Origin of the sequence: Xylanibacillus composti, from assembly GCF_018403685.1 — a bacterium.
Classification (GTDB): Bacteria; Bacillota; Bacilli; order Paenibacillales; family K13; genus Xylanibacillus; species Xylanibacillus composti.
In genome coordinates this window covers 36,377-60,919 of sequence record NZ_BOVK01000003.1, presented here as the reverse complement: position 1 = coordinate 60,919, position 24,543 = coordinate 36,377, and the positions used below count along the sequence as shown (strand labels likewise).

The 24,543-nt window shown below is 55.1% G+C and carries 25 protein-coding genes and 1 pseudogene; 11 read left to right on the top strand and 15 right to left on the bottom strand.

Features of this window, described 5'->3' with window-relative positions:
• The first annotated feature begins 52 nt into the window (after positions 1-52).
• Positions 53-1,987, top strand: a complete 1,935-nt coding sequence (gene abc-f / locus XYCOK13_RS01030; RefSeq protein WP_213409982.1) for a ribosomal protection-like ABC-F family protein — start codon at positions 53-55, stop codon at positions 1,985-1,987.
• On the opposite strand, the gene XYCOK13_RS01025 is transcribed toward abc-f, so the two are convergent.
• From XYCOK13_RS01025 to XYCOK13_RS00995, 7 genes and pseudogenes are all read right to left on the bottom strand, one after another.
• Positions 1,957-4,392: a hypothetical protein gene (locus tag XYCOK13_RS01025; protein WP_213409981.1), complete on the bottom strand. Its 2,436-nt coding sequence runs from the start codon at positions 4,390-4,392 to the stop codon at positions 1,957-1,959. The genes abc-f and XYCOK13_RS01025 overlap by 31 nt on opposite strands.
• A gap of 357 nt (positions 4,393-4,749) precedes the next feature.
• Positions 4,750-5,769: a tRNA (adenosine(37)-N6)-threonylcarbamoyltransferase complex transferase subunit TsaD gene (gene tsaD / locus XYCOK13_RS01020; RefSeq protein WP_213409980.1), complete on the bottom strand. Its 1,020-nt coding sequence runs from the start codon at positions 5,767-5,769 to the stop codon at positions 4,750-4,752.
• Positions 5,766-6,218: a ribosomal protein S18-alanine N-acetyltransferase gene (gene rimI, locus XYCOK13_RS01015; RefSeq protein ID WP_244864926.1), complete on the bottom strand. Its 453-nt coding sequence runs from the start codon at positions 6,216-6,218 to the stop codon at positions 5,766-5,768. Before rimI ends, tsaD begins: the two co-directional genes overlap by 4 nt.
• 68 nt (positions 6,219-6,286) lie before the next feature.
• Positions 6,287-7,117, bottom strand: coding sequence for a tRNA (adenosine(37)-N6)-threonylcarbamoyltransferase complex dimerization subunit type 1 TsaB (gene tsaB, locus XYCOK13_RS01010; RefSeq protein ID WP_213410044.1), 831 nt, complete (start codon positions 7,115-7,117; stop codon positions 6,287-6,289).
• Positions 7,106-7,594: pseudogene (gene tsaE, locus XYCOK13_RS01005) on the bottom strand (tRNA (adenosine(37)-N6)-threonylcarbamoyltransferase complex ATPase subunit type 1 TsaE); the annotation flags it as partial. The gene tsaB and the pseudogene tsaE, both read right to left, overlap by 12 nt.
• A 150-nt stretch (positions 7,595-7,744) precedes the next feature.
• Entirely contained in the window at positions 7,745-7,924 is a 180-nt protein-coding gene (locus tag XYCOK13_RS01000) for an H-type small acid-soluble spore protein (RefSeq protein WP_213409978.1), read from the bottom strand.
• Between the two features lie 37 nt (positions 7,925-7,961).
• On the bottom strand, positions 7,962-8,174 hold the full coding sequence (locus XYCOK13_RS00995; RefSeq protein ID WP_213409977.1) for a hypothetical protein: 213 nt from the start codon (positions 8,172-8,174) through the stop codon (positions 7,962-7,964).
• Between the two features lie 143 nt (positions 8,175-8,317).
• On the opposite strand from XYCOK13_RS00995, the gene ku reads away from it, so the two are divergent.
• Entirely contained in the window at positions 8,318-9,226 is a 909-nt protein-coding gene (gene ku / locus XYCOK13_RS00990; RefSeq protein WP_213409976.1) for a non-homologous end joining protein Ku, read from the top strand.
• 19 nt (positions 9,227-9,245) lie between these two features.
• On the opposite strand, the gene XYCOK13_RS00985 is transcribed toward ku, so the two are convergent.
• Positions 9,246-10,181, bottom strand: coding sequence for an ATP-dependent DNA ligase (locus XYCOK13_RS00985; RefSeq protein ID WP_213409975.1), 936 nt, complete (start codon positions 10,179-10,181; stop codon positions 9,246-9,248).
• 130 nt (positions 10,182-10,311) lie between these two features.
• Here XYCOK13_RS00985 and ligD point away from each other — a divergent pair, with 130 nt between their 5' ends.
• Positions 10,312-11,217, top strand: coding sequence for a non-homologous end-joining DNA ligase (gene ligD, locus XYCOK13_RS00980; RefSeq protein WP_213409974.1), 906 nt, complete (start codon positions 10,312-10,314; stop codon positions 11,215-11,217).
• Here the strand turns inward: ligD and nadE are convergent.
• Positions 11,214-12,023, bottom strand: coding sequence for an NAD(+) synthase (nadE, locus tag XYCOK13_RS00975; protein ID WP_213409973.1), 810 nt, complete (start codon positions 12,021-12,023; stop codon positions 11,214-11,216). The genes ligD and nadE overlap by 4 nt on opposite strands.
• 143 nt (positions 12,024-12,166) lie before the next feature.
• Between nadE and XYCOK13_RS00970 the strand changes: the two genes are divergently transcribed.
• Positions 12,167-12,880: a tyrosine-protein phosphatase gene (locus tag XYCOK13_RS00970; RefSeq protein WP_213409972.1), complete on the top strand. Its 714-nt coding sequence runs from the start codon at positions 12,167-12,169 to the stop codon at positions 12,878-12,880.
• Here the strand turns inward: XYCOK13_RS00970 and pdxR are convergent.
• Positions 12,877-14,385 carry a MocR-like pyridoxine biosynthesis transcription factor PdxR gene (gene pdxR, locus XYCOK13_RS22100; protein WP_213409971.1) on the bottom strand — a complete coding sequence of 503 codons (1,509 nt, stop codon included), beginning with the start codon at positions 14,383-14,385 and terminating at the stop codon, positions 12,877-12,879. The two genes, XYCOK13_RS00970 and pdxR, sit on opposite strands and share 4 nt — an antisense overlap.
• A 134-nt stretch (positions 14,386-14,519) precedes the next feature.
• Between pdxR and XYCOK13_RS00960 the strand changes: the two genes are divergently transcribed.
• Positions 14,520-15,140 (top strand): pyridoxamine 5'-phosphate oxidase family protein, encoded by a 621-nt coding sequence (locus XYCOK13_RS00960; protein ID WP_213409970.1) that lies wholly within the window; start codon positions 14,520-14,522, stop codon positions 15,138-15,140.
• Between the two features lie 747 nt (positions 15,141-15,887).
• On the opposite strand, the gene XYCOK13_RS00955 is transcribed toward XYCOK13_RS00960, so the two are convergent.
• From XYCOK13_RS00955 to XYCOK13_RS00945, 3 genes are all read right to left on the bottom strand, one after another.
• On the bottom strand, positions 15,888-16,322 hold the full coding sequence (locus XYCOK13_RS00955; protein WP_213409969.1) for a BrxA/BrxB family bacilliredoxin: 435 nt from the start codon (positions 16,320-16,322) through the stop codon (positions 15,888-15,890).
• A gap of 92 nt (positions 16,323-16,414) precedes the next feature.
• Complete coding sequence (locus XYCOK13_RS00950) at positions 16,415-16,858, bottom strand: DUF3905 domain-containing protein (RefSeq protein WP_213409968.1); 444 nt, start codon at positions 16,856-16,858, stop codon at positions 16,415-16,417.
• A gap of 130 nt (positions 16,859-16,988) precedes the next feature.
• Positions 16,989-17,870, bottom strand: a complete 882-nt coding sequence (locus tag XYCOK13_RS00945; protein ID WP_213409967.1) for a prolipoprotein diacylglyceryl transferase — start codon at positions 17,868-17,870, stop codon at positions 16,989-16,991.
• 105 nt (positions 17,871-17,975) lie between these two features.
• Here XYCOK13_RS00945 and XYCOK13_RS00940 point away from each other — a divergent pair, with 105 nt between their 5' ends.
• Together XYCOK13_RS00940 and XYCOK13_RS00935 are read left to right on the top strand one after the other, a co-directional pair.
• Positions 17,976-18,230 carry a LysM peptidoglycan-binding domain-containing protein gene (locus XYCOK13_RS00940; RefSeq protein WP_213409966.1) on the top strand — a complete coding sequence of 85 codons (255 nt, stop codon included), beginning with the start codon at positions 17,976-17,978 and terminating at the stop codon, positions 18,228-18,230.
• Between the two features lie 215 nt (positions 18,231-18,445).
• Positions 18,446-19,735, top strand: coding sequence for a BaiN/RdsA family NAD(P)/FAD-dependent oxidoreductase (locus XYCOK13_RS00935; RefSeq protein ID WP_213410043.1), 1,290 nt, complete (start codon positions 18,446-18,448; stop codon positions 19,733-19,735).
• Between the two features lie 75 nt (positions 19,736-19,810).
• On the opposite strand, the gene XYCOK13_RS00930 is transcribed toward XYCOK13_RS00935, so the two are convergent.
• A complete protein-coding gene (locus XYCOK13_RS00930; protein WP_213409965.1) occupies positions 19,811-20,248 on the bottom strand; it encodes a hypothetical protein in 438 nt (145 codons plus the stop codon).
• Between the two features lie 123 nt (positions 20,249-20,371).
• On the opposite strand from XYCOK13_RS00930, the gene XYCOK13_RS00925 reads away from it, so the two are divergent.
• From XYCOK13_RS00925 to XYCOK13_RS00910, 4 genes are all read left to right on the top strand, one after another.
• Positions 20,372-21,289, top strand: a complete 918-nt coding sequence (locus XYCOK13_RS00925; protein WP_213409964.1) for an ROK family protein — start codon at positions 20,372-20,374, stop codon at positions 21,287-21,289.
• 136 nt (positions 21,290-21,425) lie between these two features.
• Entirely contained in the window at positions 21,426-21,659 is a 234-nt protein-coding gene (locus tag XYCOK13_RS00920) for a hypothetical protein (RefSeq protein WP_213409963.1), read from the top strand.
• A gap of 12 nt (positions 21,660-21,671) precedes the next feature.
• Entirely contained in the window at positions 21,672-21,980 is a 309-nt protein-coding gene (locus tag XYCOK13_RS00915) for a hypothetical protein (protein WP_213409962.1), read from the top strand.
• Positions 21,981-22,019: 39 nt separating this feature from the next.
• Positions 22,020-22,280 carry a YkgJ family cysteine cluster protein gene (locus tag XYCOK13_RS00910; protein ID WP_213409961.1) on the top strand — a complete coding sequence of 87 codons (261 nt, stop codon included), beginning with the start codon at positions 22,020-22,022 and terminating at the stop codon, positions 22,278-22,280.
• A 36-nt stretch (positions 22,281-22,316) separates the two neighbouring features.
• Here the strand turns inward: XYCOK13_RS00910 and XYCOK13_RS00905 are convergent, their stop codons facing one another.
• On the bottom strand, positions 22,317-24,521 hold the full coding sequence (locus XYCOK13_RS00905) for an MMPL family transporter (protein WP_213410042.1): 2,205 nt from the start codon (positions 24,519-24,521) through the stop codon (positions 22,317-22,319).
• Positions 24,522-24,543 lie beyond the last annotated feature (22 nt).

Sequence of the window (24,543 nt, the reverse complement as noted above, 5' to 3'; positions counted from 1 at the left end):
AATCTGCATCTGTTCATGTAAACTAGAAGGGACTGCATTAAGGAGGATGAACATGCTGCTTCAAGGAATCGGAATAACGAAATCTTACGGCACGACGCCGATATTAACCGATATTCATATACAAGTAGAAGAGAAGGAAAAGATTGGCCTCGTAGGCGTGAACGGTGCAGGGAAATCAACCCTGCTTCGCATTCTGGCGGGGATTGACAGCGCGGATAGCGGCGATATCATTGTGCCCAAGCAAACCAAAATCGGCTACTTGGCACAGCATAGCGGGCTCAATTCCGAGCTTTCCATGTGGGATGAACTGATGACGGTCTATGCGCCGCTGACAGAGATGGAAGAACGAATGCGGCAGCTGGAACAACGCATGAGCGCCCATGACGAAGCCCGCGATCCTCTCGCCATGGAAGCATTGCTGCAGCAATATGATGAGCTTTCTCATCAGTTCCGCATGCAAGGCGGATACGAGATGGAAGCCAATGTGCGGGGCATCCTGAACGGTATGGGATTCGGCGATATGCCGTTTGACACGCCGGTCAGCGCTTTAAGCGGCGGGCAAAAAACCCGCCTCGCACTAGCCAAGATCCTTCTGCAGGCACCGGAACTGCTCATGCTCGACGAGCCGACCAACTACCTGGACATTGCCACTTTGACCTGGCTGGAGGCCTATCTGAAGCAATACAAGGGAGCCATCCTGATCGTTTCGCACGATCGCTTTTTTCTTGACGCTGTGGTTGGCTCTATCTACGAAATCGAGCGAACCAAGGCAAAGCGTTACACCGGGAACTATAGCAAATTTATCGAAACAAAAGCGAAGGACTTGGAAATCGAACAAAAGCACTACGAAAAGCAGCAGCAAGAGATTCAGAAGATGGAGGATTTCGTTCGCCGAAATTTGGCGCGAGCCTCTACAACCAAGCGAGCACAATCGCGCCGCAAAGCGCTCGAGAAGTTGGAACGGCTCGAAAGACCTGCGGGCGAACTGAAGCGGGCATCCTTCTCCTTCCGAGCGGCACGAGCATCCGGCAACGATGTGCTGACGGTCGAGCAGCTGTCGGTAGGCTATCCCGAGCAAGAGCCCCTGTTTCGCCATGCCTCCTTCCACTTGGAGCGCGGCGAAACCGTTGCTCTGATCGGGCCGAACGGGATTGGCAAGTCTTCCTTGCTCAAGACCTTGATGGGCCAAATCCCGGCACGGGAAGGCTCCATTCGCTGGGGAGCAAAAACGGACGTCGCTTATTATGATCAGGAACATACCTCCCTGAATCCGAACAATACGGTGCTCGAGGAGGTATGGAGCGCATTCCCGCATAAGGACGAGCTGTCTATCCGCACCGTGCTCGGCAACTTCCTCTTCAGCGGCGAAGACGTGGAAAAGCCTGTCGGTTCATTAAGCGGCGGTGAACGCGCACGTGTCGCGTTGTCCAAGCTGATGCTGCTCGAGGCCAATGTTTTGATTCTGGACGAGCCTACCAACCATCTCGATTTGTACAGCAAGGAAATTTTGGAGTCTGCTTTGCTTGATTTTGAAGGTACCTTGCTGTTTATTTCACATGACCGCTATTTTCTCAACAAAATGTCGGAGCGCGTCATCGAACTCGGTGTTGACGGCATTCAACATTTCCTGGGAAATTACGATGATTATGTCGAGAAGAAAGCCGAGCTGGCTGAGCTCGCCGAACATACAGCGGGCTCAAGTCAGAGCGGCAAGCAAACCATGTCTGCGCAAGCCGACAAGGGGGCTTCTTCCTACGAAGCGGAAAAGCAAGCCAAGCGCGAAGAGAGAAATCGCCAGCGCAAGCTGGAGCAATGCGAGAAGCAAATTGCAGAGCTCGAGGAACAGCTAACAGAGATGGAGCTGCGCATGGCAGAGCCAGAAGTATTCCAAGACTATGTGAAATTGCAAGAGCTTGAGCAGCAAATATCCGCTGTCAAAAGCAAGCTGCAGGAACTCTACGAGGAATGGGAAGCTTTAGCTGAATAATCCGATGCCTTCTCCTGATTGCTGGCGGACAATTCATGAAGCCGCAGCAGCAGCATCGGAACAGCTACATATACAATCATGGTGGCTGCGGACACGATACCGGAATCATTGACCAGCAGTGCCGTGACCGCACCCGCTACTATGGCGATAAACCCATGCATCAGGTCCGGCACGGCGTGCTGCCACCGGTGAAACACACCGCGCGGCTTAATCAGCAGCACAATCATAACCAGAAGGCTGGCAATGAGCACCTTGCTCCAAGAGGAAACGCCAATCAGGTGCACATTCATCGAGAGCTTGCGATACACCATGGCTGCAATCAGATCAAGCCGTCCCCCTTCTACCAACTCCATCGCCTTGCCGATATGACTTTGGCTTGCAGCATCCATCGGAAGCCATGCGTTCAACCCCCATAAGAGCAGCAAGCCGGACAATCCGGCCGCCGCCGCGATTCCGATCAAGCGCACCATTGCGCGCTTGCCTTCCCACAGCCGGGTAAACAGCCGCGTATACAATATCGCGAATGCGGTTGCCGCTGTCAAAGCTCCGCCCGCGTTCGTACCGCCCGACGGCGCTGCCAAATAAAACAATATGATTAAAAAAGCAGCCAGTGAGAGTACTGCCAACACGCTCCGCCTTCTGCCCCTTGCAGGCGCCCAGTATTGGGCCGCTGCAGCTGTCGCCAGCAGTGCTGAACCGACAAGCACTCCCATAAACTCATTGCCGATCCCGTAATAACGGGCGCCCACCATGGCGTCATAGCCGAGCACTGAATGCTTCATCGCTTCCGCTCCCGTAAGTCCATCCAGGAGGATGGCGGCGGCTCCAGCAGCGCCCAACCACCCCGCTGCCTGTACGGAGCCGGAACAGTTCTGAACATTCTGCTTCCCGCTGGCGCGCCCGAGGTTGCCCGTCATGACCGCGGCCACTGCCAATGCCGCAGTGCCGGTCACAAATAAAGCGCCCAATCCTTCACCAGGCAGATGCGCCGCCCAACCCATGACCAGCAAAACAACCGGTGCAGCCAGCAAGCTTAACAGAAGCGCACCGCCAACCGTTTGCCAAAGCCACGCAGGCATGCGCGCCCTCCAGGCTGAAGGAAACACGACGATAACGAGCAAGCCGAGCAGCACTGTAATTTCGTACGAAACGAATGAATAAAGCAGCGGCGGACGCAGCTCATAGATCTTGCGCATCAGTTCTACCGTTTGCGCAGCTTCCTCCAGCGCATTTTCCTTTGGCTGCGCATGCATGACTGCGCCAATCATCGTAGGAGGTTTCTGCAAGTGCAATTCCGCCAACAATGTCGGAGCGATATCATACATGGACACAACGGCTGCTCTCCGGGTAGTGGCGGAGGTCAGCAAAGCAGAACCTCCGGAACCGTTGTCGGGCCTCCACAGGGTAATCGGCGCCATGCGGTTATAGCTCCGGTAAGCGTCAGCATGCACAGACGGCGAAAACAGCAGCAGGAACGGATACTGCGCACCGCTGCCATTCCGATTGATCAGCTGTCCGACGAATGCATCCATTTCCTGAAGAATCGTATGTTTCAGCATATGAAATTGCTCCGTTTGATACAGGCTGCGTGCGTCATAGAGACGATCCAAGTCACCAAGCTCAACTAGGGCAAGCGATGGACTCGGAAGATGTTGCAGCTGATGGAGCAACGCTTCGTAATTCGTTCGCAAGCCAAACGGCCGCCCGGGGTCTAGGGCATTCGTCCTTGCAGACACATCTCCGGAAGCTGCTCCGTCCCTGTTGATGAGCAGCAAGGGAGCATGCCTGCCCAGCTTGGCAGCATCTGGGGCCAGCTGATCGGGCCAGCCGCGATCCCGATTGCCGAACGCATAAACGGGAACCCCTGCTTGCAGCAGCATGTCGCCCAACCGATGGGCGGTGTCATTCTGCAAGGCAGGCCAGTCCACAATATCGGGCACGACAACTTCCAGCTCCGACATGGCCAGCCCCGTTCGCCTGGCGAGCAGTTCCCCTGCAAAGCCTTGTTCTTTCCCGAACTGAACCCATTCCTGCACATGGTAAGCCTGCAGACTGGCTCCCGCTTCCATGGGCGCTCCGAGGCCGATGGAAGCGTAGACGTCTTCAACGCCGCGAACAGGGGTACGAATGTTCATGGCACCGGTTGCGCCTTCGCGAACAAGCTGACGCAGATGAGGGTACCGGCTCAGTTCAGCCTCATTCCATTCTTGGAACGACAGACCGGGAACAGCTATCAGCAGCATTCGTCCTTGATTCTGCTCCGCAGAAGCCTCCGAAGATCGCTCTCCCGCTTCCGCATATACCTTGTCAGCACTTATTGTTACCAGTGTCGCTATAGTCAGAAATGCCAGATACCCTATCAAACAAGCCCATTTCCCCCATATGCTCCTTACTGCTGTGAGCACTGTTTCATCCTCCCCTCTTGTTCACAACGCTTATTCACATTATTCACAGGCTTATGCACAGCTAATCGTGGACATTTTTCTTTCTCTCGATACATGTTCAAGTCGTTATCCACTTTATCCACATTATCCACAGCTGTTTTTTGAAAAAGTTGTCCTGTTTTTCTACACAACCAAGGTCCTGCATGAACAGGACAAAAGGCTTGTTTTCCACAAAGATACAAGCTTGTGGATAATTTTTATGCACAGTTGGGAGGAATAAAGAATCAGGTACATAGAAGCAAGCGGCCAACACATCTGCATGAACGCAAAAAAACGGCGAATCGCAACCACGATCCACCGTTTCTTGCAAGTTTACTCTTACGCTTTGGCCCAATCCTCCAGCGACAGCATGGGATCAGCTTTCATATCCAGCGCGGTAAAGGACTTTCGTTCCCACTTGAGATAGGCAGCGGCCGCAATCATGGCGGCATTGTCGGTGCATAATGCCAGTGGCGGGATCGCCAGGCGGATGCCTTCACGGCTGCATGCTTCCTCCAAGCTTGTGCGAAGGCCCCGGTTGGCTGCAACACCGCCTGCAACTACAAGCTGCTCCGCTCCAGTTTCCTTCACGGCACGCAGCGCCTTCACCGTCAATACGTCAATGACAGATTGCTGAAAGCCTTTGGCGACATGAGCCGGGTCAAGCGTCTCCTTGCGCATGGCTGCCTGGTTCAATGCATTCAGCACCGCTGATTTCAGTCCGCTGAAGCTGAAATCGTAAGAATCCGGCTCCAGCCAGGCGCGCGGCATCGGGATTTCGCCATCCGCCTCCAGCGCCAGCCTGTCTACATGCGGACCGCCCGGATAAGGGAGCGACAGCGCCCGGGCCACCTTGTCGTACGCTTCGCCGACCGCATCATCGCGGGTTTGTCCGAGCCGCCGGAAGCTGCCATCCGCCTCCATGTGGATAATCTCCGTATGTCCGCCAGACACAACCAAGGCTATGAGCGGGAAATGCAGCTCGCCGCTCAACCGATTGGCATAAATGTGACCGGCGATATGATGCACCCCGATAAAGGGAAGGCCGTGCGACAGAGCCAGCGCTTTCGCAGCGACCACTCCGACGAGGAGCGAGCCGACGAGTCCCGGGCCTTGCGTCACGGCTACTGCCGACAAATCCTTGAGCTGCACGCCTGCTTCCTCCAGCGATGCCTCCATGATTCGCGTGATGGTTTCCACATGCTTGCGCGAAGCAACTTCCGGCACTACACCGCCAAAGCGCTTATGCGTGTCCATCTGGCTGGAGACGACATTGGACAAAATACGCCGGCCATCCTCCACTACCGCCGCCGAGGTTTCATCGCAGCTTGTTTCCAAAGCCAGTATTCGACATGTCATGCTGAGTCCCCCCGATCCGAGTCCGATGACAAATGCGTCCACATAATTAATGCGTCTTCGCGATTGTCGGTGTAATACTCTTTGCGAATGCCTACCCCGTAGAAGCCCAGCTTCTCGTAGAGCCGCTTCGCGCGCAAATTGGAAACCCTGACCTCGAGCGTCATGCGCTTGGCTCCTAGAAACAAGGCGGTCTCCTTCAAGCGAATCATGAGCTTCTCGCCCCAGCCTCTTCCGCGGAATTCCGCCTTGACCGCGACGTTCGTAATATGCGCCTCATCCACAATGAGCCAAAGCCCGCCGTAGCCGGCCAACCGTCCCTCGTGCTCCAGCACGACATAATGGGCATAGTGATTTTGCGTCAATTCATTGCGGAAGGCTTCCGCGCTCCAAGGGGTCGTGAAAGCCTCATTTTCAATCTCGCAGACGCAGGGGATATCGTCCAATCGCATGGACCGAAACCGCGGAGTGGAGACAGCATCGTCAAAAGCTCGATTAGCAGGCAAGTTCATCCACTCCTTTACGTCCGTTTGGCCAGCAGCTTGGCCTCCGCTTCGGCCAACTGCGTATAATTGGGCACGACATCGTGCACCTCTTCCGCATCCCACTCGCGCACCAGTCCGATTGCCCCGATATAAGCGGCATCGATCTGACTCTCCTGCCAGCCAAAGGAGATGCCGCCCTGGCGGGCGCGTTCCTCTGCCGCCTGCAGCTGTGCGGTGAAGCGGCCGGTTTCGCCAACGACCAAAATCTCGGCTGGACGCTCTACAACTGTGCCGTCGAGCTCACCGGCTATGGCGGCCCCGATCAATTCGTCGAGCCATTGCTGCAGCTGGCGGTTGCGGTCGCCGCTCATATTCTGCATATTGGCTGCGCCGTCCCACAGCGCATACAAGCCGGTGTAGACATTTTCGCGGCGTGCATCGAGAATGGGGGCCACCCATACCGGCGCGCCTTGCCCGCGCGCGTAATTCTGCTTGCCGCCAAGCGCCAATGCAGCCAGTGTCGATACGCTAACTAGCGGAAGCTGAAGCGACCAGGCCAGCGTCTTCGCGACGGTCACGGCTATCCGCACACCCGTATACGATCCCGGACCCGAACCGACTGCAATTCCGTCCAGGTCGGCAGCTGTCATGCCAGCCTCAGCCAGCAGTTCCTCAATTGCCGGGACGAGCCGGATCGAATGATTGCGCTCGGCTGCGGAGTGGCGCTCCGCCACCACTTCCCCGTCCACAAGAATGGCTGTGCTGAGAAGGGCCGTGGAAGTATCCAACGCCAATATGCGTGAGGGAGCTTTGCCGTTGCCTTGTCCTGTTTGGCAATCCGCAGAAGCCGCCTGCAAACTGCGCATCCAGCGCTCGCCAAGCGCCGCATAACGCTCACCGATCGCCTCCACAGCAATTTCCCGCGCCTCCTCCTGCTCCCCTCGGCTAATCCGCAGATGCAGCCGCTCTGCCGGAAGCTCGCTGGCAATTCGTTCCGCCCATTCCACCAGCGTGACGCCCTCGCCGTAGAAGTAATCCTCCAGTCCCAGCTCGGCGGCTTCCGCCTCCGAGATCCGGTACACATCCATATGATAGAACGGCAGCCGGGACTCCTCATATTCCTTTATGATTGTAAAAGTGGGACTATTTACCGTCTCTTGAATGCCCAATTCACTGGCGAATGCCTGCGAGAATCGTGTTTTCCCTGCGCCCAAATCTCCATCCAGCGCAATTACAGTGCCAGGACCGCACAAAGGCGCCAATGCAGCCGCCAGCCGATCCGTCTCGGCTGCCTGTTCCACCTGAATACGCCAGCCGCTGTCTGCTCTGTCCATCCGAATCATAATATAGCGAACTCCCTTGTCCTTCATTAATTTCTTAATTATAGCGCTCACCTAGCCAACGGGCAAACACAAAAAACCCCCGCCCTAGCCAAGGCAGCCAGGTTCGGGAGCTGTCATGCGGATGATGCATGCCAAAGACGGGAATGGGGATCAAAGCTCTTGCAGCTCTTCCACAGGAACGGTGCGCCGCTTCTCTTCGTTGTGCTCCACATGGATGTCAGCGACCCCATTCACTTCATCCACACTGTCAATCCATACCGAATCGCCTTCAAAAGCTACGTTCACCTTGTTGACCGAATTCAAAATTTCCTTAGCTCTCTTCGTATCCAATCTGCATTGTCTCCTTTCTCTGCTGCAAATCACTGCATCACGATCTGTATTCAGGCTGTTCAAACGATCGATTGATCTGGGCGAGCACGGAGTTCGGCTCGTCCATCGTATCGGTCGTCGTCTCCCCGATCAGTCCGTTCTGCGCGCTGACCGTACCGCCGCCGAGTCCTTCATTCACCATGCGGTCCTCATCCATTAACGCATCGTCCCGACTTTCGTAAAGCGAATCGCCCTTTTGCTGTTCAGCCATCGTCCGTGCCTCCGTTATTCGATGATTTGGGAATGGTTATCACGTATACTTTGCGCATTTGCACATATTTCTATACTGGATAAGCAGATCGAACAAGCGCATCCTATTGCATAAAGAATTTGAAGGAAGGCGGTGAATGTGGCATGCATACGATTTGGAAAGGCGCTGTCAGCTTCGGGCTGGTTCATGTGCCTGTGAAGATGTTCTCGGCTACCGAGGACAAAGATATTTCCATGCGCATGATCCATCAGCCATGCGGAACTCCCGTGGGCTATGTGCGCCGATGCGCCACTTGCGATACCGATGTGGTATGGGAAGATATCGTGAAGGGATACGAGTATGAAAAGGGGCATTTTGTGCTGTTCAGCAAAGAAGAGCTGAATGCGCTGAATGGCGAGGTCAATAAAGAGATCAAAATCCTGGACTTCGTAGATATCGCCGAGATTGATCCGGTCTATTTCCAAAAAACGTACTATCTCGCCCCCGGCGACACAGGATCGAACGCCTACAGCCTGTTGCTGCAGGCTCTTCGCGAATCCGGAAAAATCGGGATCGCCCAAGTCTCCATCCGTTCCAAAAGCAGCCTGGCCGCCATTCGCGTTGTTGAAGGCTGTCTGGCGATGGAAACGATCTTTTACCCCGATGAAATTCGCCCCGTTGCCCAGGTGCCGAACCTGCCGGAAAAACCAAACGTGGACGAAAAAGAGCTGACCATGGCCAAAATGCTGATCGATCAGCTGACCGTTCCGTTCGAGCCGGAAAAGTATCAGGATGAGACAAGACAGCGCACAATGGAAGCCATTCAGCAAAAAATTGCGGGCGAAGAGGTACAGACAGCGCCGCAGCAGCCTACAGCCAATGTGGCGGATCTAATGGCAGCACTGCAGGCCAGCTTGGCTGCTGTGCAGACCGATCCCGGCGAGGCGCCGGCGCGCAAGCGCAAATCGGCAGCGGGCAAGAAGGAGGAAGCGAAGCAAGCGGCCGGCGCGGAGGAAGCCAAGCCGGCTGCCAAGAAGCGCGCAACCAAGGGCAAGGCCAAGAAGGAATCCTGACGCCGATTCCCGGTCAGCGTCAGGATAGCGTACACTGCGCGGCCGGCGTATCCACGAAAGCCTGGATGCTCGGCTGGCGCATTGTCCCCCCTGGCGTCCACTCCAGAAACTGCACCTTGACGCAGAGCTCGGGCCGCACCCACACCGCATCCTTGCTGCGCTCCGGCTCGTTGGCAAATGGGCTCTCCGCTATGATCATCGGCCGGATTCGCTCGGTAATGTCCCGCCAATCGGCAACGCCAAGCTTGCCGGTTCCGGCATGGCCGATATAACGAAGCCGGCCTTGCTCATAAACCCCCAGCAGCAAGGCATTGACCACGTTGCCGCGGAACGTTGCGCCCCCGATTACAGCGTGCAGGTCCGCATACAGCTTCGTCTTCTGCCAACGGTCGTCCTTTCCGTTAAGCGCATACGTGCTGTCCAGATCTTTGCATACGATCCCTTCCATCTGATGCTGCCTCATAATTTTCAGAAGCAGCTCCGGATCATAGTAGTTTTGCACCAGCTGCACCCGCTCGCCCGGGATAAGCACTTCCTTGAGCAGCTTCTGCCTGTCGGCAAGCTTTTGGCTGGTAACCCAGCTGCCGTTGCAGTACAGAATGTCATAGACCATATAGACGATGGGAACTTGCTTGACTGCACGTTCAATGCTCTGCTGCTTGCGCAGACTGTCCCGCTTCATGACTTCTGCGAAGGACGGGCGCTGATGATTGAAGGCGATAATTTCGCCATCCAATATAAAAGAGCTCGCTTTGCAATACGACTCGGGATCGTGCAATTCGGGATATTGGATCGTGCGATCATTCAGCTTGCGATTGATCAGCCTGAGTTCCTCTCCATCCCAGTAGGCCAGCATTCTGACCCCATCCCACTTGATCTGGGCTGCCCACTTGCCCGCTTGCGGCGGTTGATCAGCCGATACCGGCTCAAAGGGAATGACAGGTTGTAGTTTCATTTCGTCTCCTCACGTCACCATGTTGGATTTCTATTGGCCAGTATCCCCAATATGCACGCGGTTCACGCTTGAGACTGCATATTTATCCGCAAGATCAAGCAAAATGGGAATAGTCGAGGAGGCGATGATAATGCCGGCTGCAAGTAAAGGCACGATCCAGGTAGAAGGCTGCGAAGTAGCCGTATCCAATCCCAATAAGCTGATGTGGGAGGAGCCGCGCATAGACAAAGCGCAGTTTTTGCAAAAGCTGGCGGAGCTGGCCCCTTATTTGCTCCGTTACTGCCGCAATCGATATTTGACCACCATACGCTTTCCGGACGGCGCCCTGGGCAAATCATTCTATCAGAAGAACGCCCCGGAGCCTACGCCCGATTATGTACGTGTCGAGAGGCTCGAGGATACGCATTATGTCGTTTTGGAATCATTGCCGGTCCTGCTGTGGCTGGGGAATTTGGCGTGTCTGGAATTCCACCCCTCCTTCCATGAGGTGGGCAGCACGCTGCCTTGCGAGTGGGTCATTGATCTGGACCCGAGTCTGGAGTATGATCCGAGGATGGCGGAGGCAGCAGTCATCATTGGCGACATCCTGCACTCCCTGCAAATCGAGGCTGTGCCAAAAACGTCCGGGGCTACCGGCATTCAACTGTACATTCCGATCCAACCCGGCTACACGTTCGAACAGCTCCGCGCCATTGGCAAATTTGTTGCAACCTTTGCGGTCCAGCAGCACCCGCAGCTATTTACCATTGAACGGTTCAAAAAAGACCGCGGCGACCGCATCTACTTCGACTACTTGCAGCACTGGCCCGGCAAGACGCTCTCCTCGCCCTATACGCCCAGGGCGCGCAAGGGAGCGCCGGTTTCCACACCGCTCCGCTGGGAGGAGCTGCGCGACGTGTATCCGTTCGAACCCTCGCAGTACAATCTGAGCAATATCGGAGAGCGCCTGCGCCGGCATGGAGACCTCATCGCCGCTTGCCCCAAGCAACGCCTGGATGAAGTGCTCGCCTTTCTGGAGAAGCGGCGGCTGACTTAAATTCCCGGGATCGGCGAACGTTTGTGAGCGGTTTTCAGGTATTGCTTTTCCAGCTTTTCCCGGACTGCCGGATCAATATCCTTCCCTTCCAAATAATCGCTGTTGGCCTCATAAGTAATGCCGAGCTCCGCCTCGTCCGTTTGCCCTTCCCACAGTCCGGCCGTGGGCGCTTTGTCCAGGATGGACTTCGGAACGCCAAGCGATGCCGCCAGCATCCGCACTTGCCGCTTGTTAAGCGAGCTGAGCGGTGTTACGTCGACAGCGCCGTCCCCGTACTTGGTGAAAAATCCGGTGATCGCTTCGGACGCATGATCGGTGCCGACAACGAGCAGGTTCTGCTCGAAAGCAAGAGCATATTGGATGACCATTCTCGTACGCGCCTTGATATTGCCCTTGCCGGGAATACTCACATGACGGTGCACCCCGATCGATTTGAGCGCATATTCTGTCTCCAGCGCAATCTCGTTAACGGCTTCCTCGATATTTGTCTCCACCGTATACTTCAATCCAATCGCACGGGCTGCCGCGTAGCTGTCCTCGATGTCCTCCTGCTTGCCGTAAGGCTGGAACACACCCAAAGTGCGGTAGTCCATGCCGCTTTCTTCGGACAGCTCGTCGGTGGCTTTCTTGCACAGCGCTGCAGTAACTGCACTGTCAATGCCGCCGCTAATGGCAATGAGGAGCCCTGTCGTTCCCGACTTTTTCACATAGGACTTCAAAAAATCAACCCGTCTGCGAATCTCTTCCTCTACATCAATCTCCGGCTTCACGCCAAGCTCTGCAATAATCTCCTTTTGCAAACTCATCGCTTTCGCACATCCTTTTCCGTATGCTCTCTTCAACCTACTTGTGAACTAACCTGACATCTTGCTCTTATTATACAACACTTCTGGCTTTTTACCGAATCCTTTGCTATCGTATGGGCTAAAGAGAGGAGAGAGAGACGCCGATGATAGACATACACTGCCATATTTTGAGCGATTTGGATGACGGAGCGGGTGATATGCGGGAATCCGTCGAGATGGCCCGAATCGCCTTTGAAGACGGCATTCGCCACATTGTCGCGACTCCCCATTTTACATTGGCCTACCGCAATACGGCAGCGCGTGTGCAGCGCAAGGTCCGGGAGCTGCAACAGGAACTGGACCGCCAGGGTATCGCCGTGACGATTCATCCCGGCAACGAAGTGCGCTTGGAATCCAAGGCTTTCATTTACGATCAGGCAAAATCCGACCAGTTCTCCTACCTGGATCCTGCTCAAAACTATGTGCTGCTGGAGCAGCGATGGTCTGACTTTAATCCGGAGACCCTTGAAGTGGTCAAGTGGTTTTTACGTCGCAACACCCGCCCAATTGTTCCCCACCCGGAACGCCACGTATTCTTCCGCAGACAGCCCGAGCTTGTTGAGCAGTTGATTCAGGCCGGTATGTGGACACAGGTGACGGCAGACAGCCTGAACGGCAATAACGGCGAGGAAGTGCGGCGGTTCGCCGAATGGCTGCTGGCCAACGACTATGTTCATGTATTGGCCACAGACGCGCACAACGTGCGGCGCAAGCCGAATCTGTCCAGCGGCTACGATGCCGTACGCAAGCTGGCGGGCAATCGACGTGCCGAGCAAATTATGGAGCGCACGCAGCGAATTCTTTTCCCCAAGAGCTAATCGAGTAATTCCATCCGATTCAGCACCTGCTGGATTCGCTGCACTCCCCGACTGATTTGCTCTTCATGCAGATGCGCAAAGCCGAAGCAGGCAGCGGGCGGATGACCGGCAGTCACATAATAGGCGGCTCCGTCCGTCCATTCCACTCCCGCCTGTCTGCAGGCAGCGAGAACCCGCTTATATTCATCCGCATTTCCGTTCCACCGGGCGAACAGATGCAGGCCGGCATCGGCGGGGAACAGCTTGAAGCGCTGTGAGAGCCTGTCGTTCAACTCCATGCGAAGCAGCTCGCGTCTGCGCGCATAAATCCGTTTCATTCTTCTCAGATGCTTCTCATAGCTCCCCTCATTAAGAAAGGCGGCAAGCGCCCGCTGCTCCGCCAACCCCGAAGCATGGGGCTCCGCAAGCCGCTGCGCCTGCACGAATGGCCGGCGCAGCCCTGGAGGCAGCACCGCGTAGCCTATACGCAAAGCCGCAGGCATCGATTTCGAAAAGCTGCCAATGTAGACGACTCTTCCTTCCGTATCCAATGCCTTCAACGGCTCGACAGGCTTGCCCCTATAGCGGAATTCACTGTCATAATCATCCTCTACAATAAAGGCGCGTGTGCGCGATGCCCAGCGAAGCAACTGCTGCCTTCTCGCCATAGACAGCACCGCACCCGTTGGAAACTGCCGACCCGCTGTAACAAACAGAAGCTTCGCTTCCCAGTCCTTCGGCACCAAGCCTTGTTCATCTACCGGCGCAGCAACCATGTCCGCCCCAGTTGACCTTACAGCTCGGTAGATCCCCCCATATCCCGGTTCTTCTACAATGGCACGGTCGCTAGACTGCAGGAGAAGCTGCGCAAGCAGAAAGATCGCCTGCATGGAGCCATGCACAATCGCAATATCCTGCGCGTCTGCCTGTATGCCTCTGGCGCGTCCAAGCATGCGCGCAATAGCCTCCCGCAGCGGCAGGTAACCGGCCGCCTCGCAGCCGTCTGCTTGGCCGGGCCCGTATACCTCCCGCACCTGTGCATACATCACCCGCTTCCATTCCGTCATCGGAAACATGCTGATATCCGGTCCTTGCAGCGTGAACGAAATCATACTTTTTCCCGCTTCATGCTCCGTACTGGCATCTGCGCCTTCATATGCCGTATTGGCCATGATTTCCCTCTGAGCGAGAGGTGCAGCTTCGGTCATACGTCTGCCCCATTCCGACAGCGGCACATCTGCATGGGTGCCGCTTGCCGGGAAAACCGACTTCCCCACGTCATAAGCCACGAATGTGCCGCGTCCGACGGCGGCCTCGACATAGCCTTCAGCGGCAAGCATCTCATAAACAAGGTTCACCGTCCCCCGCGATAGCCCCAAGCCGACCGCCAATTCCCGCGTTGAAGGCAGACGGACCCCGCGCTTCAATGTCCCTTGAATAATCGCTTCGCGAATCGCTTGATAGACCGCCTCCGTCTCGGATTTCGCTTTTTCCCGATGACGGTGATAATGAATGACAAAATCCATCGCATCCCCTCCCTCATTCACGATGTCCCAGCGTTTGAATCTAATTGGTCTACTAAAAATAATGTAGATTGGATCTTTTTTCATGTCAATCTATCCCGTATTCTATGTATCAAAATAACGCGGAGGCGATGCACATGAGAAGAAAAGACTTCGAACAAAAGAATGAACACGAAGTAAATGAATTTCTGGCAGAAAGGACTTACGGCATCCTGGGCCTGCACGGCGAGGACGGCTGGCCCTATCTCGTTCCCCTCAATTTCGTCTACCATAACGGCCACATTTACTTCCATGGCAGCCGCATTGGCCAAAAGATCCATGACCTTCGCGCAAACGAGAAAGTATCATTCGCCGTCGCAGACGAATACGCCTTGATCCCCTCCTACTTTAGCGATCCCAAGCTGGCATGTCCGGCTACAGCATTTTTCAAATCGGTATTGATCCGCGGCCATGCATCTCTTATAGAGGATGTGGAGGAAAAAGCATCGGTCTTCGGCGCGCTGATGAACAAACTGCAAAAGGAAGGCGGCTATGCCCCCATTTCTGTAAGCGACCCTGACTATGTCCCGCAGCTGAAAGGCACGGCAGTTGTCAAAATCACAATCGACTCGCTGACCGCCAAATTCAAATTCGGCCAAAATTGGAAGCCTGAGCGCCGATGCGAAGTCGAGCAAGCGCTGCAGAAGCGCTCGGCTCCTCGCGACGAGGAGACAATCGCGCATATGCGCAAATATTGCCCTGCCCATAAGGAAGGGTGAAGCTGGTTCATTCTTCTAAAATTCCTTGAAGTCCTTCGAGTTCGGGGATTTTGGCGTCATCGTCGGCAGCTTGGGTAATCTTTTACCTCCTTTTGTTGGCTATCCCCTTCGCTCAGCTTGGACACACTCACACTTGCTTGCACAAGAGATGCCTGCTTACTCAGAGAGAGCCTATCAGTTCGATATAATATTCGAGCAAGGAAACGAAACATCCGGCTCTCTTGCTTCTGAGCCACGGGGTTGGGGCAGCAATATGCATGATGGATGAATGCGCACAGTAGCTGCGTAGAAGGGATAGTGTTAGTCGCTGGCATGCGTAAATTCAGAATAGCTGAGTTACGGGGATAGCGAACAGCTGGGGACCGCACTAACCTCTGGCTGAGTTACGGGGATAGCGAAGAGCTCGGGACCTCACTTACCCCTGGCTGAGTTACGGGGATAGCGAACAGCCGGGGACCGCACTAACCTCTGGCTGAGTTACGGGGATAGCGAAGAGCTCTGTTCTAACTACAACAGGGGACGACGAACGAGATAACAAGACTAGCTCGTATGGCTGAGCTTCGGAATCGGCGCTGCGGAGCAAGCGAGTGACTGCCAACTGAGCGGACATGACAAAAAGCGCTGATCCTCCTAATCGGAGTACCAGCGCTTATACATGGCCGAAGCCTGCTCAGGGCTACTCATCGCGTTTTAAGCTTATCCGCCACAGTGCCCTGCCGCCAGGCCTTCTTCCCCTTCAAGCTCGTTTTACTTGCAGTGCTGATCGAAAGCAGCTGTCAGTTCCGCAGCAATCGCGTCAGCGGAGCGGTCTTCGATTTGGTGCCGCTCGATGAAATGCACCAATTCCCCATCCTTCATCAAGGCGATAGAAGGCGATGACGGAGGGTATGGCGCAAAGTATTCGCGGGCCTTGGCTGTCGCTTCCTTCTCCTGTCCGGCGAATACCGTGAACAGGTGATCCGGTACGGTGTCATGCTGCAGCGCTTTGGCAACGCCCGGGCGGCATTGGCCGGCTGCGCATCCGCATACGGAATTCACAACAACAAGCGCTGTGCCCTTGGATTGTGTCAGCGCCTCTTCCACTTCCTCGGGGGTCAACAATTCCTTGATGCCCAGATTGGTCAGTTCATCCCTCATCGGTTGAACCATATCCTTCATATACATATCAAATGATTGAAACATTTGCTTTCCCTCCCTCATGAGAATCGTTCTTTGAGTCTATTATACATGTCTCAGGAGCGAAAGCAATGCATAGCGGATGCTGCAGTACAGGCTTATTTCTTGGGACGATCCCCCTTGAGATTGTGCTCATCCTCCTGCTGCGGCTCCCCGTCATAATGCTCCAGATTGCTCTCATAGGCCACATCTTTGTCCGGATGCATAAACATGCCGCCCTGGGGAACAATTCCCTTTTCAAAATAGTCCCGGTTCTCTTCAGTCTGAAAGCCGATGTCCTTGTAGGCATGTACCCACTGGTCGCCCGACATGATGGAGGGATCGGTTTCCTTCGACCACTGCTGGAGAGGGGAATGCTCCGATTCGTATTCATGGTCGCCGATGACTACACCGAATTCATTCATAAATGCTTTTTTCGGTCCTCGCCCCTGCTCAAATTCCGGGCGAAAATTGATCTCGTACGGATCGAGCGCTTCATCGCCAAGCGAAGCCAGCCGATCCTCTGCCTCTTTTTTGTGCTGCATCCATTTTTCCAAATCCATGCTGCGCTCGCCCCCTTGCTGTAGCTATTCCGATACTATGATGAATGATGCCATTTTTCCTTGGCCAAGATGAAGGGAACCGCCCAAGCTGAAACGGGCGGCCTTCTTCCCCATTCTTACTCAGGGTTCATTATTCTGCAGGCCGGTTCGGGCCGGAGAGCTTTTTGTCCACGCCCATCGTGAAATCGCGCTGTTCTTTGTTTTCCCTCTCATGCTCCTGTTGAGCCTTGGAATTATTGGACTGGTTGTTCGACATGACAATCATCTCCTTTCCCGATTTATTATGCTTCAATGCGGGCAGGGCTATCCTGATCCAGAACAGTCCCCCGAGCATCATCCCGGCAAACTTCCACTGTGCATAGGACAAGCCAACGAAAACGGCATGGGCGCTTCCTTGGATGGCAAAGAACGAGATAATCATGCTTCCCGCTCCCGCCGCTGCCATCCCCCATCCAAACACCTCTCCCCTACTTCGTCCTCTCCACCTGAACAGCACGCCGGCCATGGCTAAGCCAAACACAACTTGATATAAAAATATGGGATGATAGCCAGTGCTTAATCCAGCGGGTTCCCAGCCTATGGGGGCATTTGTCGGTCGGCCGAGCTCCATGCTCCATCCGGCGTAAACGGCCATGCCGATGACTGCGGCAAAGAGCCAAGCATCCAATGCCTGCAGCACTGCCGAGATCCTGCTCCTCCTCCATTTCCATAACAGGTAAATAACTACCCAGCCCAATGCAAGCCATGCGCTTCTCTGGCTGCCGGGCATGATCAGCGCTGTCAATCCATTGGCCAGTATGGCAGGCTGAAGCAGCAGTTCTCCAAACTTCCATATGATTATGGCTCCCGCTCCTGCATTCCACGTCCATTCGTCAATCTGCTTGGCCTCTTCCTCCTCCGCACTTCGCAGCCAAAGCCGCAGCCCCAGATAGAAGCCAAGAAAAGCAAGCAGCAGCGCCAGCAGCTGGCCGTTAATCGCAAGCGGTCCCAACTGGAAGACAGCTCCGTTCATCACAAGTCCCCCTTTAACGTTCATTTCTGCTTTCATTATAGCGCATAGGCATGTGCCGTGCCCGCTTGTGACGAAAGCCCATAAGGTAAAGAGGAGGTGAGTAAAGTGCGGATCCCGACAGCAGCCGGTTTGCAGAAACTGTACGGGCGGTTCTACGTAGTGCAGTACGGCGATTCTCTCTACAGCATCGCGGAAAAGTTCAATGTGACAAGGGCCAATTTGCTGCAGGCGAACGACCAAATTCAAGAGACGGATGTCATCCATCCCGGCGAGGTGCTTTTTCTCCCAAGCGCTGTGCCGGCTGGCAAGACCAAGGGCAAGACCCATTCCAGGAAAAGCACGGGCAAAAAGAAAAAGTGAAGTTTGCGGACTGGCAGCGCTGCGGGTGAGTGGGCATGAAGCTTTTTCTCCCCCAGCACTGCGGGTTAACGGGGACAAGGCTGCCTGATGTGGCCGAGCGCCATAGCTTTAATCAAAAAAGAAACCGTGTTCCATCCCCGCTCCTATTTCTCCTGCTAAAATAAAGTGTGCTACAATTAGAGAAAATTTCAAGGTGAAGGGAAAGCAGAGTGAAGATGCAGCACGATATCATCATTATTGGCGGCGGCCCTTCCGGACTGATGGCCGCGGTGGCTGCAGGGGAGCGCGGCGCATCTGTCGCGCTGGTGGACAAAGGAGACAAGCTTGGACGAAAGCTGGGCATTTCGGGCGGCGGGCGATGCAATGTCACGAATGCCAAGGAACTGGACGAGCTCATCCGGAACATTCCCGGCAACGGGCGCTTCCTTTACAGCGCCTTCAGCCACTTCAGCAACCGGGATATTATCGCTTTCTTCGAGCAGCTGGGAATTCGGCTGAAAGAGGAAGACAACGGCCGGATGTTCCCGGTCAGCGACAAGGCCAAGACCGTCGTGGACGCGCTCATACGGAAAGTCACAGCGCTTGGCGTGGAGATTTATACGCATGCTCCGGTTAAGGAAGTGCTGTATGAGTACGGGCATACGGCGGGGGTCCGTCTCAATTCGGGAGAAATCCTGCACAGCCGCTGTGTCATTATCGCTACTGGCGGCAAGTCGGTGCCGCACACGGGAAGCACCGGGGACGGCTTCGCTTGGGCGGAGGCAGCCGGACATACGATCACAGAGCTGTACCCGACAGAAGTGCCATTGCGGTCCAGTGAGGCTTTTATCCGCAACCGGGAGCTGCAGGGCTTGTCCTTGCGCAATGTGACGTTGTCAGTATGGAATGAGAAGGGCAAACTCGCGATCAGCCATGAAGGCGACATGCTGTTTACCCATTTCGGCCTGTCGGGACCGGCAGCCCTGCGCTGCAGCCAGTTCGTTGTGAAGGAGCAAAAAAAGGCCGGCGGCAAACCGGTTCAACTGACGATTGATCTGTTCCCTCCTTTCTCCAAGGAGGAGCTGTCTATAGAGTGGCAGCGAGCCTGGAAGAACGAGCCGCGCAAACTGCTTCGCAATATGCTGAAGGTATGGCTGCCTGATCGTCTTGTCCCCTTGCTGCTCGATCGTGCGAAGCTGGATGGCGCCATAACCTGCGATCATCTGCCGAAGCAGCCTTGGCAGGACTTGACGGCGCTTGTGAAAGCTTTCCCGATTGCGATAGACGGAACCTTGTCGATTGAAGAGGCTTTTGTAACGGGCGGGGGCGTGCATCTGAAGGAAATCCATCCGAAAACGATGGGCTCCAAGCTGATGAGCGGCTTGTACTTCTGCGGCGAAATCCTTGACGTCCACGGCTACACGGGTGGATACAACATTACAGCAGCTTTCGCAACCGGCTATACGGCCGGCATGCATGCCGCCGAGCAAGCCGCCCTGGAAAAAGCGGCGTCTTCCACTTCCTAGTCAGGTGCTGATGACCGGAGCAAACAGCAAAAAAACCGGAGCTGGTCAGCTTTCCGGTTTTTTGGGATGCCGTTATTAGGTTTCGGACTCAGGCTGCATATAAAATTCGGGGAAATCCTCGGTCACCAGATGGGCAGGCAGTCGAAGCGTTTCAGCCGTATCTTCTCGCGCTGCAAGCCCTTCCTCGTATCCTTCCTGTATCGGATAAGCCTGCTGAAAAACAGCATGCTGCTGCCCGGCAGGCTCCTCCACCAATGTCCCGCCGGACGCTTGCGAAATCTCCAAAGCCGAAGTCAGGTCATCAGACTCCAAATGTATTTGCACATATTTTCGGTCAGCGGACAGCTTTGGCTTGTACCCCAGCTCCTGCAGCGTATCGAAAGCCAGCTCGGCACCGCTTCGATCCGAAAAGTGGAACAACAGCTCATTCGCCATGCCATGCACCCTTTCCTCAGAATAACCCGTCATTAGCTTATCCGTTTTGCGTTTTTTTACACGATGTCGTCCGCTCATCTTCCAGGCACCTGGGGCAGAAGCAGCATGTTCCCATCAAGCGGCCGGCACATCTCGTTGCATTCCCGATTTTGGTCTGCTACTGTGATAAAGAATAGGAAATTCATTATGGAGGCGTTCATCATGAGTTATGCAATCGGGATCGATATAGGCGGCACCAAGGTCGCCATCGGCATTGTGGATGGCGAAGGACGGGTGATTACGCGGGAGTCGCTCCCTACAGACTTATCCATCTCCCCGGAGGACATGGTCTCGCGCATTGCCGAAGCAATCAAGCGATTAATGGCCGCGAACCGTTTGGAACAGGAGCATATGCTCGGTATTGGCATTGGCGCGCCCGGTCCGCTCGACCCTGCGGGAGGACGCATTACTTGTCCGCCCAACTTGCCTAACTGGCGAGATTTCGCTCTGGTGGCAGAGCTTAAGAAGCATCTGAATCTGTCGATCGTTATGGAGAATGATGCAACCGCTGCCACGCTGGCCGAGCATTGGATCGGCGCTGCCAAAGGGTGTGCGAATTTCGTCTATGTGACGATCAGCACCGGCATTGGCGCCGGCATCTTCATGAATGGCAAGCTGTTGACAGGGGCATCCGGCAATGCCGGCGATGCGGGACATATTGTGATCGACCCTTCTCAAGGCACTTGCGTATGCGGTCAGAAAGGCTGCTGGGAATGGGTAGGTTCCGGGACAGCCATAGCTAGAAAAGCCAGCGAAATCTTGGGCCGCCCAACATCGACACAGGAAGCGTTCGCCAGCGCCGATCAAGGACATGCCGAGCTGAAGAAGCTGATTGAACAGGTGTTCACTTACACTGGCATGGGCTGTGTTTCCCTGATCAATACCTTGGACCCGCAAATGATCGTGATCGGCGGCGGCGTGTCCCAAGTCGGCGAACCGCTGTTCAAGGCTGTTCGCCAGTATGTGTCCACGCTCGCCCTTAATCCGACCGGGCGAATGACACAAATCGTGCCCGCCGCCCTGCAGCAGGATGTAGGTTTGATTGGCGCGGCAGCGTTAGTCCACGTTCCCTATCGCTGACTTGCTGGCCGCTTCAAGGCATGCCCTTCGTTCCTTTATCGGAGCGACGGGCTTTTTTTGTCCTGGCTTAGGTATGAAACCATTCGTTTTGCACACAATGAGAACAGCAATTCTAATACGAATGGAGCCAAATCTTATGTTTGAAACCTTGAGCATGTCCATGTGGATCGTCGCCGGCATCATTGGCCTCGCCTGGGTCATATCGGTGGTCATGATTCAGAAGCAAAAGCGGAGGGAATTGGATAAAGGGACGGAACCGGAACAGGTCAAGCACATGGTTCGCAATAATCCCATCTTCTGGGCCTATATCGCTACACCGATTTTGGTTGCCATCGGGTCGGCGATTCTCATTTTATTATTATTGCGCTAAAGGGGGATTCGCGTGGATAAACGCACATATTATGTTTCCGTTCAAGCCGCCACCATCCTTGAGAATCAGGGAGATGCCGCATATGAATTCGAAATCGAGGCTACTCCCAAGGAGGCTGCCCAATTGGGAGAGCTTATGGAAGTGCAGAAGGATTATGATTTTGAATCGTTCTTCCGGGCGCCAATTCCAGGCATTCCTTACCACTACGACGGACCGAATGACGGGTACGATACTTCCATGAGACAAGTATTCGCGAAGCTCCATGAGCTTGGCACTGCAGAGACGAAGCAGCATATTGAGCAAATGGGCATCCTGGGGTAAAATAAAAGGCATTCTCGCTACCCATGGGAGGGGTTGCCGATGGAATGCCGGATTGGCTGTGCCGCCTGTTGTATCGCCATCTCCATTTCCTCGCCTATTCCCGGCATGCCGAATGGCAAGCCGGCAGGCGTGCGCTGCATTCAACTGACTGAGGACAATAAGTGCCGACTGTTCGGCTTGCCCGAACGGCCCCTCATCTGTTCCGCATTTCAAGCCTCGGAGGAGATATGCGGGCAATCGAATGAAGAGGCCTTGGCGATACTGGCTGCCTGGGAACGCGCCACATCGCACGATCAATAAAAGCCGCCCCCACGATATGGGGCGGCTTCTTTCGATTTATGGCTCTCTGCCAGCCTCGAATTTCGGCATGAATGGCCACCAATTGGCGCGGCCGAACAACCGGACCATGACCGGGATGAAGAGCGGCAGCATGACGAAGGCATAGATCGCCAAGCCGCTAATGATGATCGTGGCGATTTGCAAGAGCGACATGACGCCCGAGGGGAGCATCGCAGCGAACGTCCCCGCCAAAATCGCCGCCGCCGATATGATGACGGCGCCCATCCTCTCCATCGCTTGCATAATCGCTGTTCTCGGAGGAAGGCTTCGGTATTCCTTGAAGCGATCCATCAGAAAGATGCTGTAATCCACGCCCAATGCCATCAGCATTACAAAGCCGAAGAAGGAAACGGACCAGCTCGTTCCGACATAGTTCAATACGTCGACGAAGATCAGCTCCGTAACAGCCATGGAAGCGAAGAACGTCACAATTAAGGAAGCCAGCACATACAGCGGAATGACAAGCGATCGGAACAACACGATCAAGATCAGCGCAATGCCGGCAATCATCAGAACCACGGTGCGCGAATAATCGGCAGACGAGATATCCCGCAGGTCCCGATTCGTGCTCGTCACGCCGCCAACCGCCAAATCCGCTCCCGCATACGGTGTCCCGTCCAGCGCCCGCTTCGCGGCTTCTTCAAGATCATGGATCCGATCCATCGTTTCCTGCGCATAAGGGTCGCCTTCAAAAACAACCTCGAAAGAAGCAATCGTCTGATCAGGCGACAAATATGCGGCCAGCATCGCTTGCAGCTGTCCCTCTTGGGCTTCCTGAAGCCCGCCCAACTGCGCCAGATCCAACGGCACCCCCGTTGGCCTGGAAGCGCTGCGCACGGCCTTCACGCCTTCTACCGCATCAAGCTCAGCCGACACCTGCTCAAGATAGGCCAGGCCGTCCGGCAACGGCAAGGATTGAGGAAATTCCACGACGACCGTTGACGGCAGCGTCTCTCCCGGTCCAAAGCTTTCGGCCACCAGATTAAAGCCTTTGACCGAATCATACCTTTCCCCGATTTCATCCAAGGAGTTGAAGGAAACCCGGTTGTCGTACCCGGCCAATAAAGGCCCCAGCAGCACAACCAATAGCAACAGCGACCAGATAGGACGCTTGAGCGAAAAGCTGCCGAGTGCGCGATACAGCCCGCTTGGCTTGTGCTCAAGCTTCCTGCGCGAAGGCCAGAATACATGCTTGCCCAATACCGCCATAAAGAAAGGAACCAAGGTGACGAGCGCCAGCAGCAGCACGGCTACGCCGACTGCTACGGCAACTGCTGAGCGGTAGAGCGTGAAGGCAGAAAATCCGATCGCAGTAAAACCGACCAAAACGGCAAGCCCGGCTACCAGAACCGTGCGCCCGGCAGAACGATACGTGGCGAGTATCGCTTGGGTTGACTCCCCCTGCTGGACAAGCTCCTCCTTGAACCGACTGATCAACAAGATGCAGTAGTCGGTGCCGATCCCAAACATGACGGCCACCATAAAAATCTGCGTAAACGTCGATAACGGAAAATTCGCCAGATCAACAAGGAAGGCTACGACCGACTGGGCTGCAAGATAGCTCAAGCCAACGGTCAGGAGCGGAATAAACGGCGCCGCGACCGAACGGAAGACGAGAAGCAAGATTGTGACAATCAGCACGACCGTGATGATCTCGGTTTTCTTCAAGCCTTCCTGGGCACTGTAAATCAAATCCTCGTTAATGATCCAGTCGCCAGTGAAATAATGGGCCGCCCTTAAGTGCTCCAGCATGCCAACAAGCGCTTCGTGCACGGCAGCAGGCTCCCTGCCCTCCAGACTTACCTGGAGCAGCACGATCGACGTCCTTCCATCCTCGGCCAGCATTTGCGGCGTGAGTGCCGGTTCCATCAGATGCGTAACCACTGAGACAACGCCGGACCCGTCGGCAATCGAGGCCTGCAGCAGCCTTGCCGCTTCGGCCATTTCCGCAAAATCCGCATCGTTCAGGCCTGCGTCGTTATGGAAGACCAGCAGCGTAGAATGAAGCGCGCCCCCTCCCTCACGGCCATGCAGCTCCTTCAGCATTTCGGCTGCCGCCGTAGAAGGGTAGCCTTCGGGAACTTGAATCTGCCCCTTGTCCCGAACCAAGTCGGCCATACTCGGCGCTGAAAGCATCAGTCCGGCCGCAGCGATAATCCAAATTGCCAATACCAGCCACTTCCATCTTACTACCCATTTCATCATGCATGCGATCTCCCTTCTG

Excerpts from the sequence above, each read along its gene's own strand:
- abc-f (WP_213409982.1), top strand. The coding sequence starts at position 53 with ATGCTGCTTCAAGGAATCGGAATAACGAAATCTTACGGCACGACGCCG.
- tsaD (WP_213409980.1), bottom strand. The coding sequence starts at position 5,769 with ATGACATGTCGAATACTGGCTTTGGAAACAAGCTGCGATGAAACCTCG.
- rimI (WP_244864926.1), bottom strand. The coding sequence starts at position 6,218 with ATGCGATTGGACGATATCCCCTGCGTCTGCGAGATTGAAAATGAGGCT.
- tsaB (WP_213410044.1), bottom strand. The coding sequence starts at position 7,117 with ATGCGCAGTTTGCAGGCGGCTTCTGCGGATTGCCAAACAGGACAAGGC.
- XYCOK13_RS00995 (WP_213409977.1), bottom strand. The coding sequence starts at position 8,174 with ATGGCTGAACAGCAAAAGGGCGATTCGCTTTACGAAAGTCGGGACGAT.
- ku (WP_213409976.1), top strand. The coding sequence starts at position 8,318 with ATGCATACGATTTGGAAAGGCGCTGTCAGCTTCGGGCTGGTTCATGTG.
- XYCOK13_RS00985 (WP_213409975.1), bottom strand. The coding sequence starts at position 10,181 with ATGAAACTACAACCTGTCATTCCCTTTGAGCCGGTATCGGCTGATCAA.
- ligD (WP_213409974.1), top strand. The coding sequence starts at position 10,312 with ATGCCGGCTGCAAGTAAAGGCACGATCCAGGTAGAAGGCTGCGAAGTA.
- nadE (WP_213409973.1), bottom strand. The coding sequence starts at position 12,023 with ATGAGTTTGCAAAAGGAGATTATTGCAGAGCTTGGCGTGAAGCCGGAG.
- XYCOK13_RS00970 (WP_213409972.1), top strand. The coding sequence starts at position 12,167 with ATGATAGACATACACTGCCATATTTTGAGCGATTTGGATGACGGAGCG.
- pdxR (WP_213409971.1), bottom strand. The coding sequence starts at position 14,385 with ATGGATTTTGTCATTCATTATCACCGTCATCGGGAAAAAGCGAAATCC.
- XYCOK13_RS00960 (WP_213409970.1), top strand. The coding sequence starts at position 14,520 with ATGAGAAGAAAAGACTTCGAACAAAAGAATGAACACGAAGTAAATGAA.
- XYCOK13_RS00955 (WP_213409969.1), bottom strand. The coding sequence starts at position 16,322 with ATGTTTCAATCATTTGATATGTATATGAAGGATATGGTTCAACCGATG.
- XYCOK13_RS00950 (WP_213409968.1), bottom strand. The coding sequence starts at position 16,858 with ATGGATTTGGAAAAATGGATGCAGCACAAAAAAGAGGCAGAGGATCGG.
- XYCOK13_RS00945 (WP_213409967.1), bottom strand. The coding sequence starts at position 17,870 with ATGAACGGAGCTGTCTTCCAGTTGGGACCGCTTGCGATTAACGGCCAG.
- XYCOK13_RS00935 (WP_213410043.1), top strand. The coding sequence starts at position 18,446 with ATGCAGCACGATATCATCATTATTGGCGGCGGCCCTTCCGGACTGATG.
- XYCOK13_RS00930 (WP_213409965.1), bottom strand. The coding sequence starts at position 20,248 with ATGAGCGGACGACATCGTGTAAAAAAACGCAAAACGGATAAGCTAATG.
- XYCOK13_RS00925 (WP_213409964.1), top strand. The coding sequence starts at position 20,372 with ATGAGTTATGCAATCGGGATCGATATAGGCGGCACCAAGGTCGCCATC.
- XYCOK13_RS00920 (WP_213409963.1), top strand. The coding sequence starts at position 21,426 with ATGTTTGAAACCTTGAGCATGTCCATGTGGATCGTCGCCGGCATCATT.
- XYCOK13_RS00910 (WP_213409961.1), top strand. The coding sequence starts at position 22,020 with ATGGAATGCCGGATTGGCTGTGCCGCCTGTTGTATCGCCATCTCCATT.
- XYCOK13_RS00905 (WP_213410042.1), bottom strand. The coding sequence starts at position 24,521 with ATGAAATGGGTAGTAAGATGGAAGTGGCTGGTATTGGCAATTTGGATT.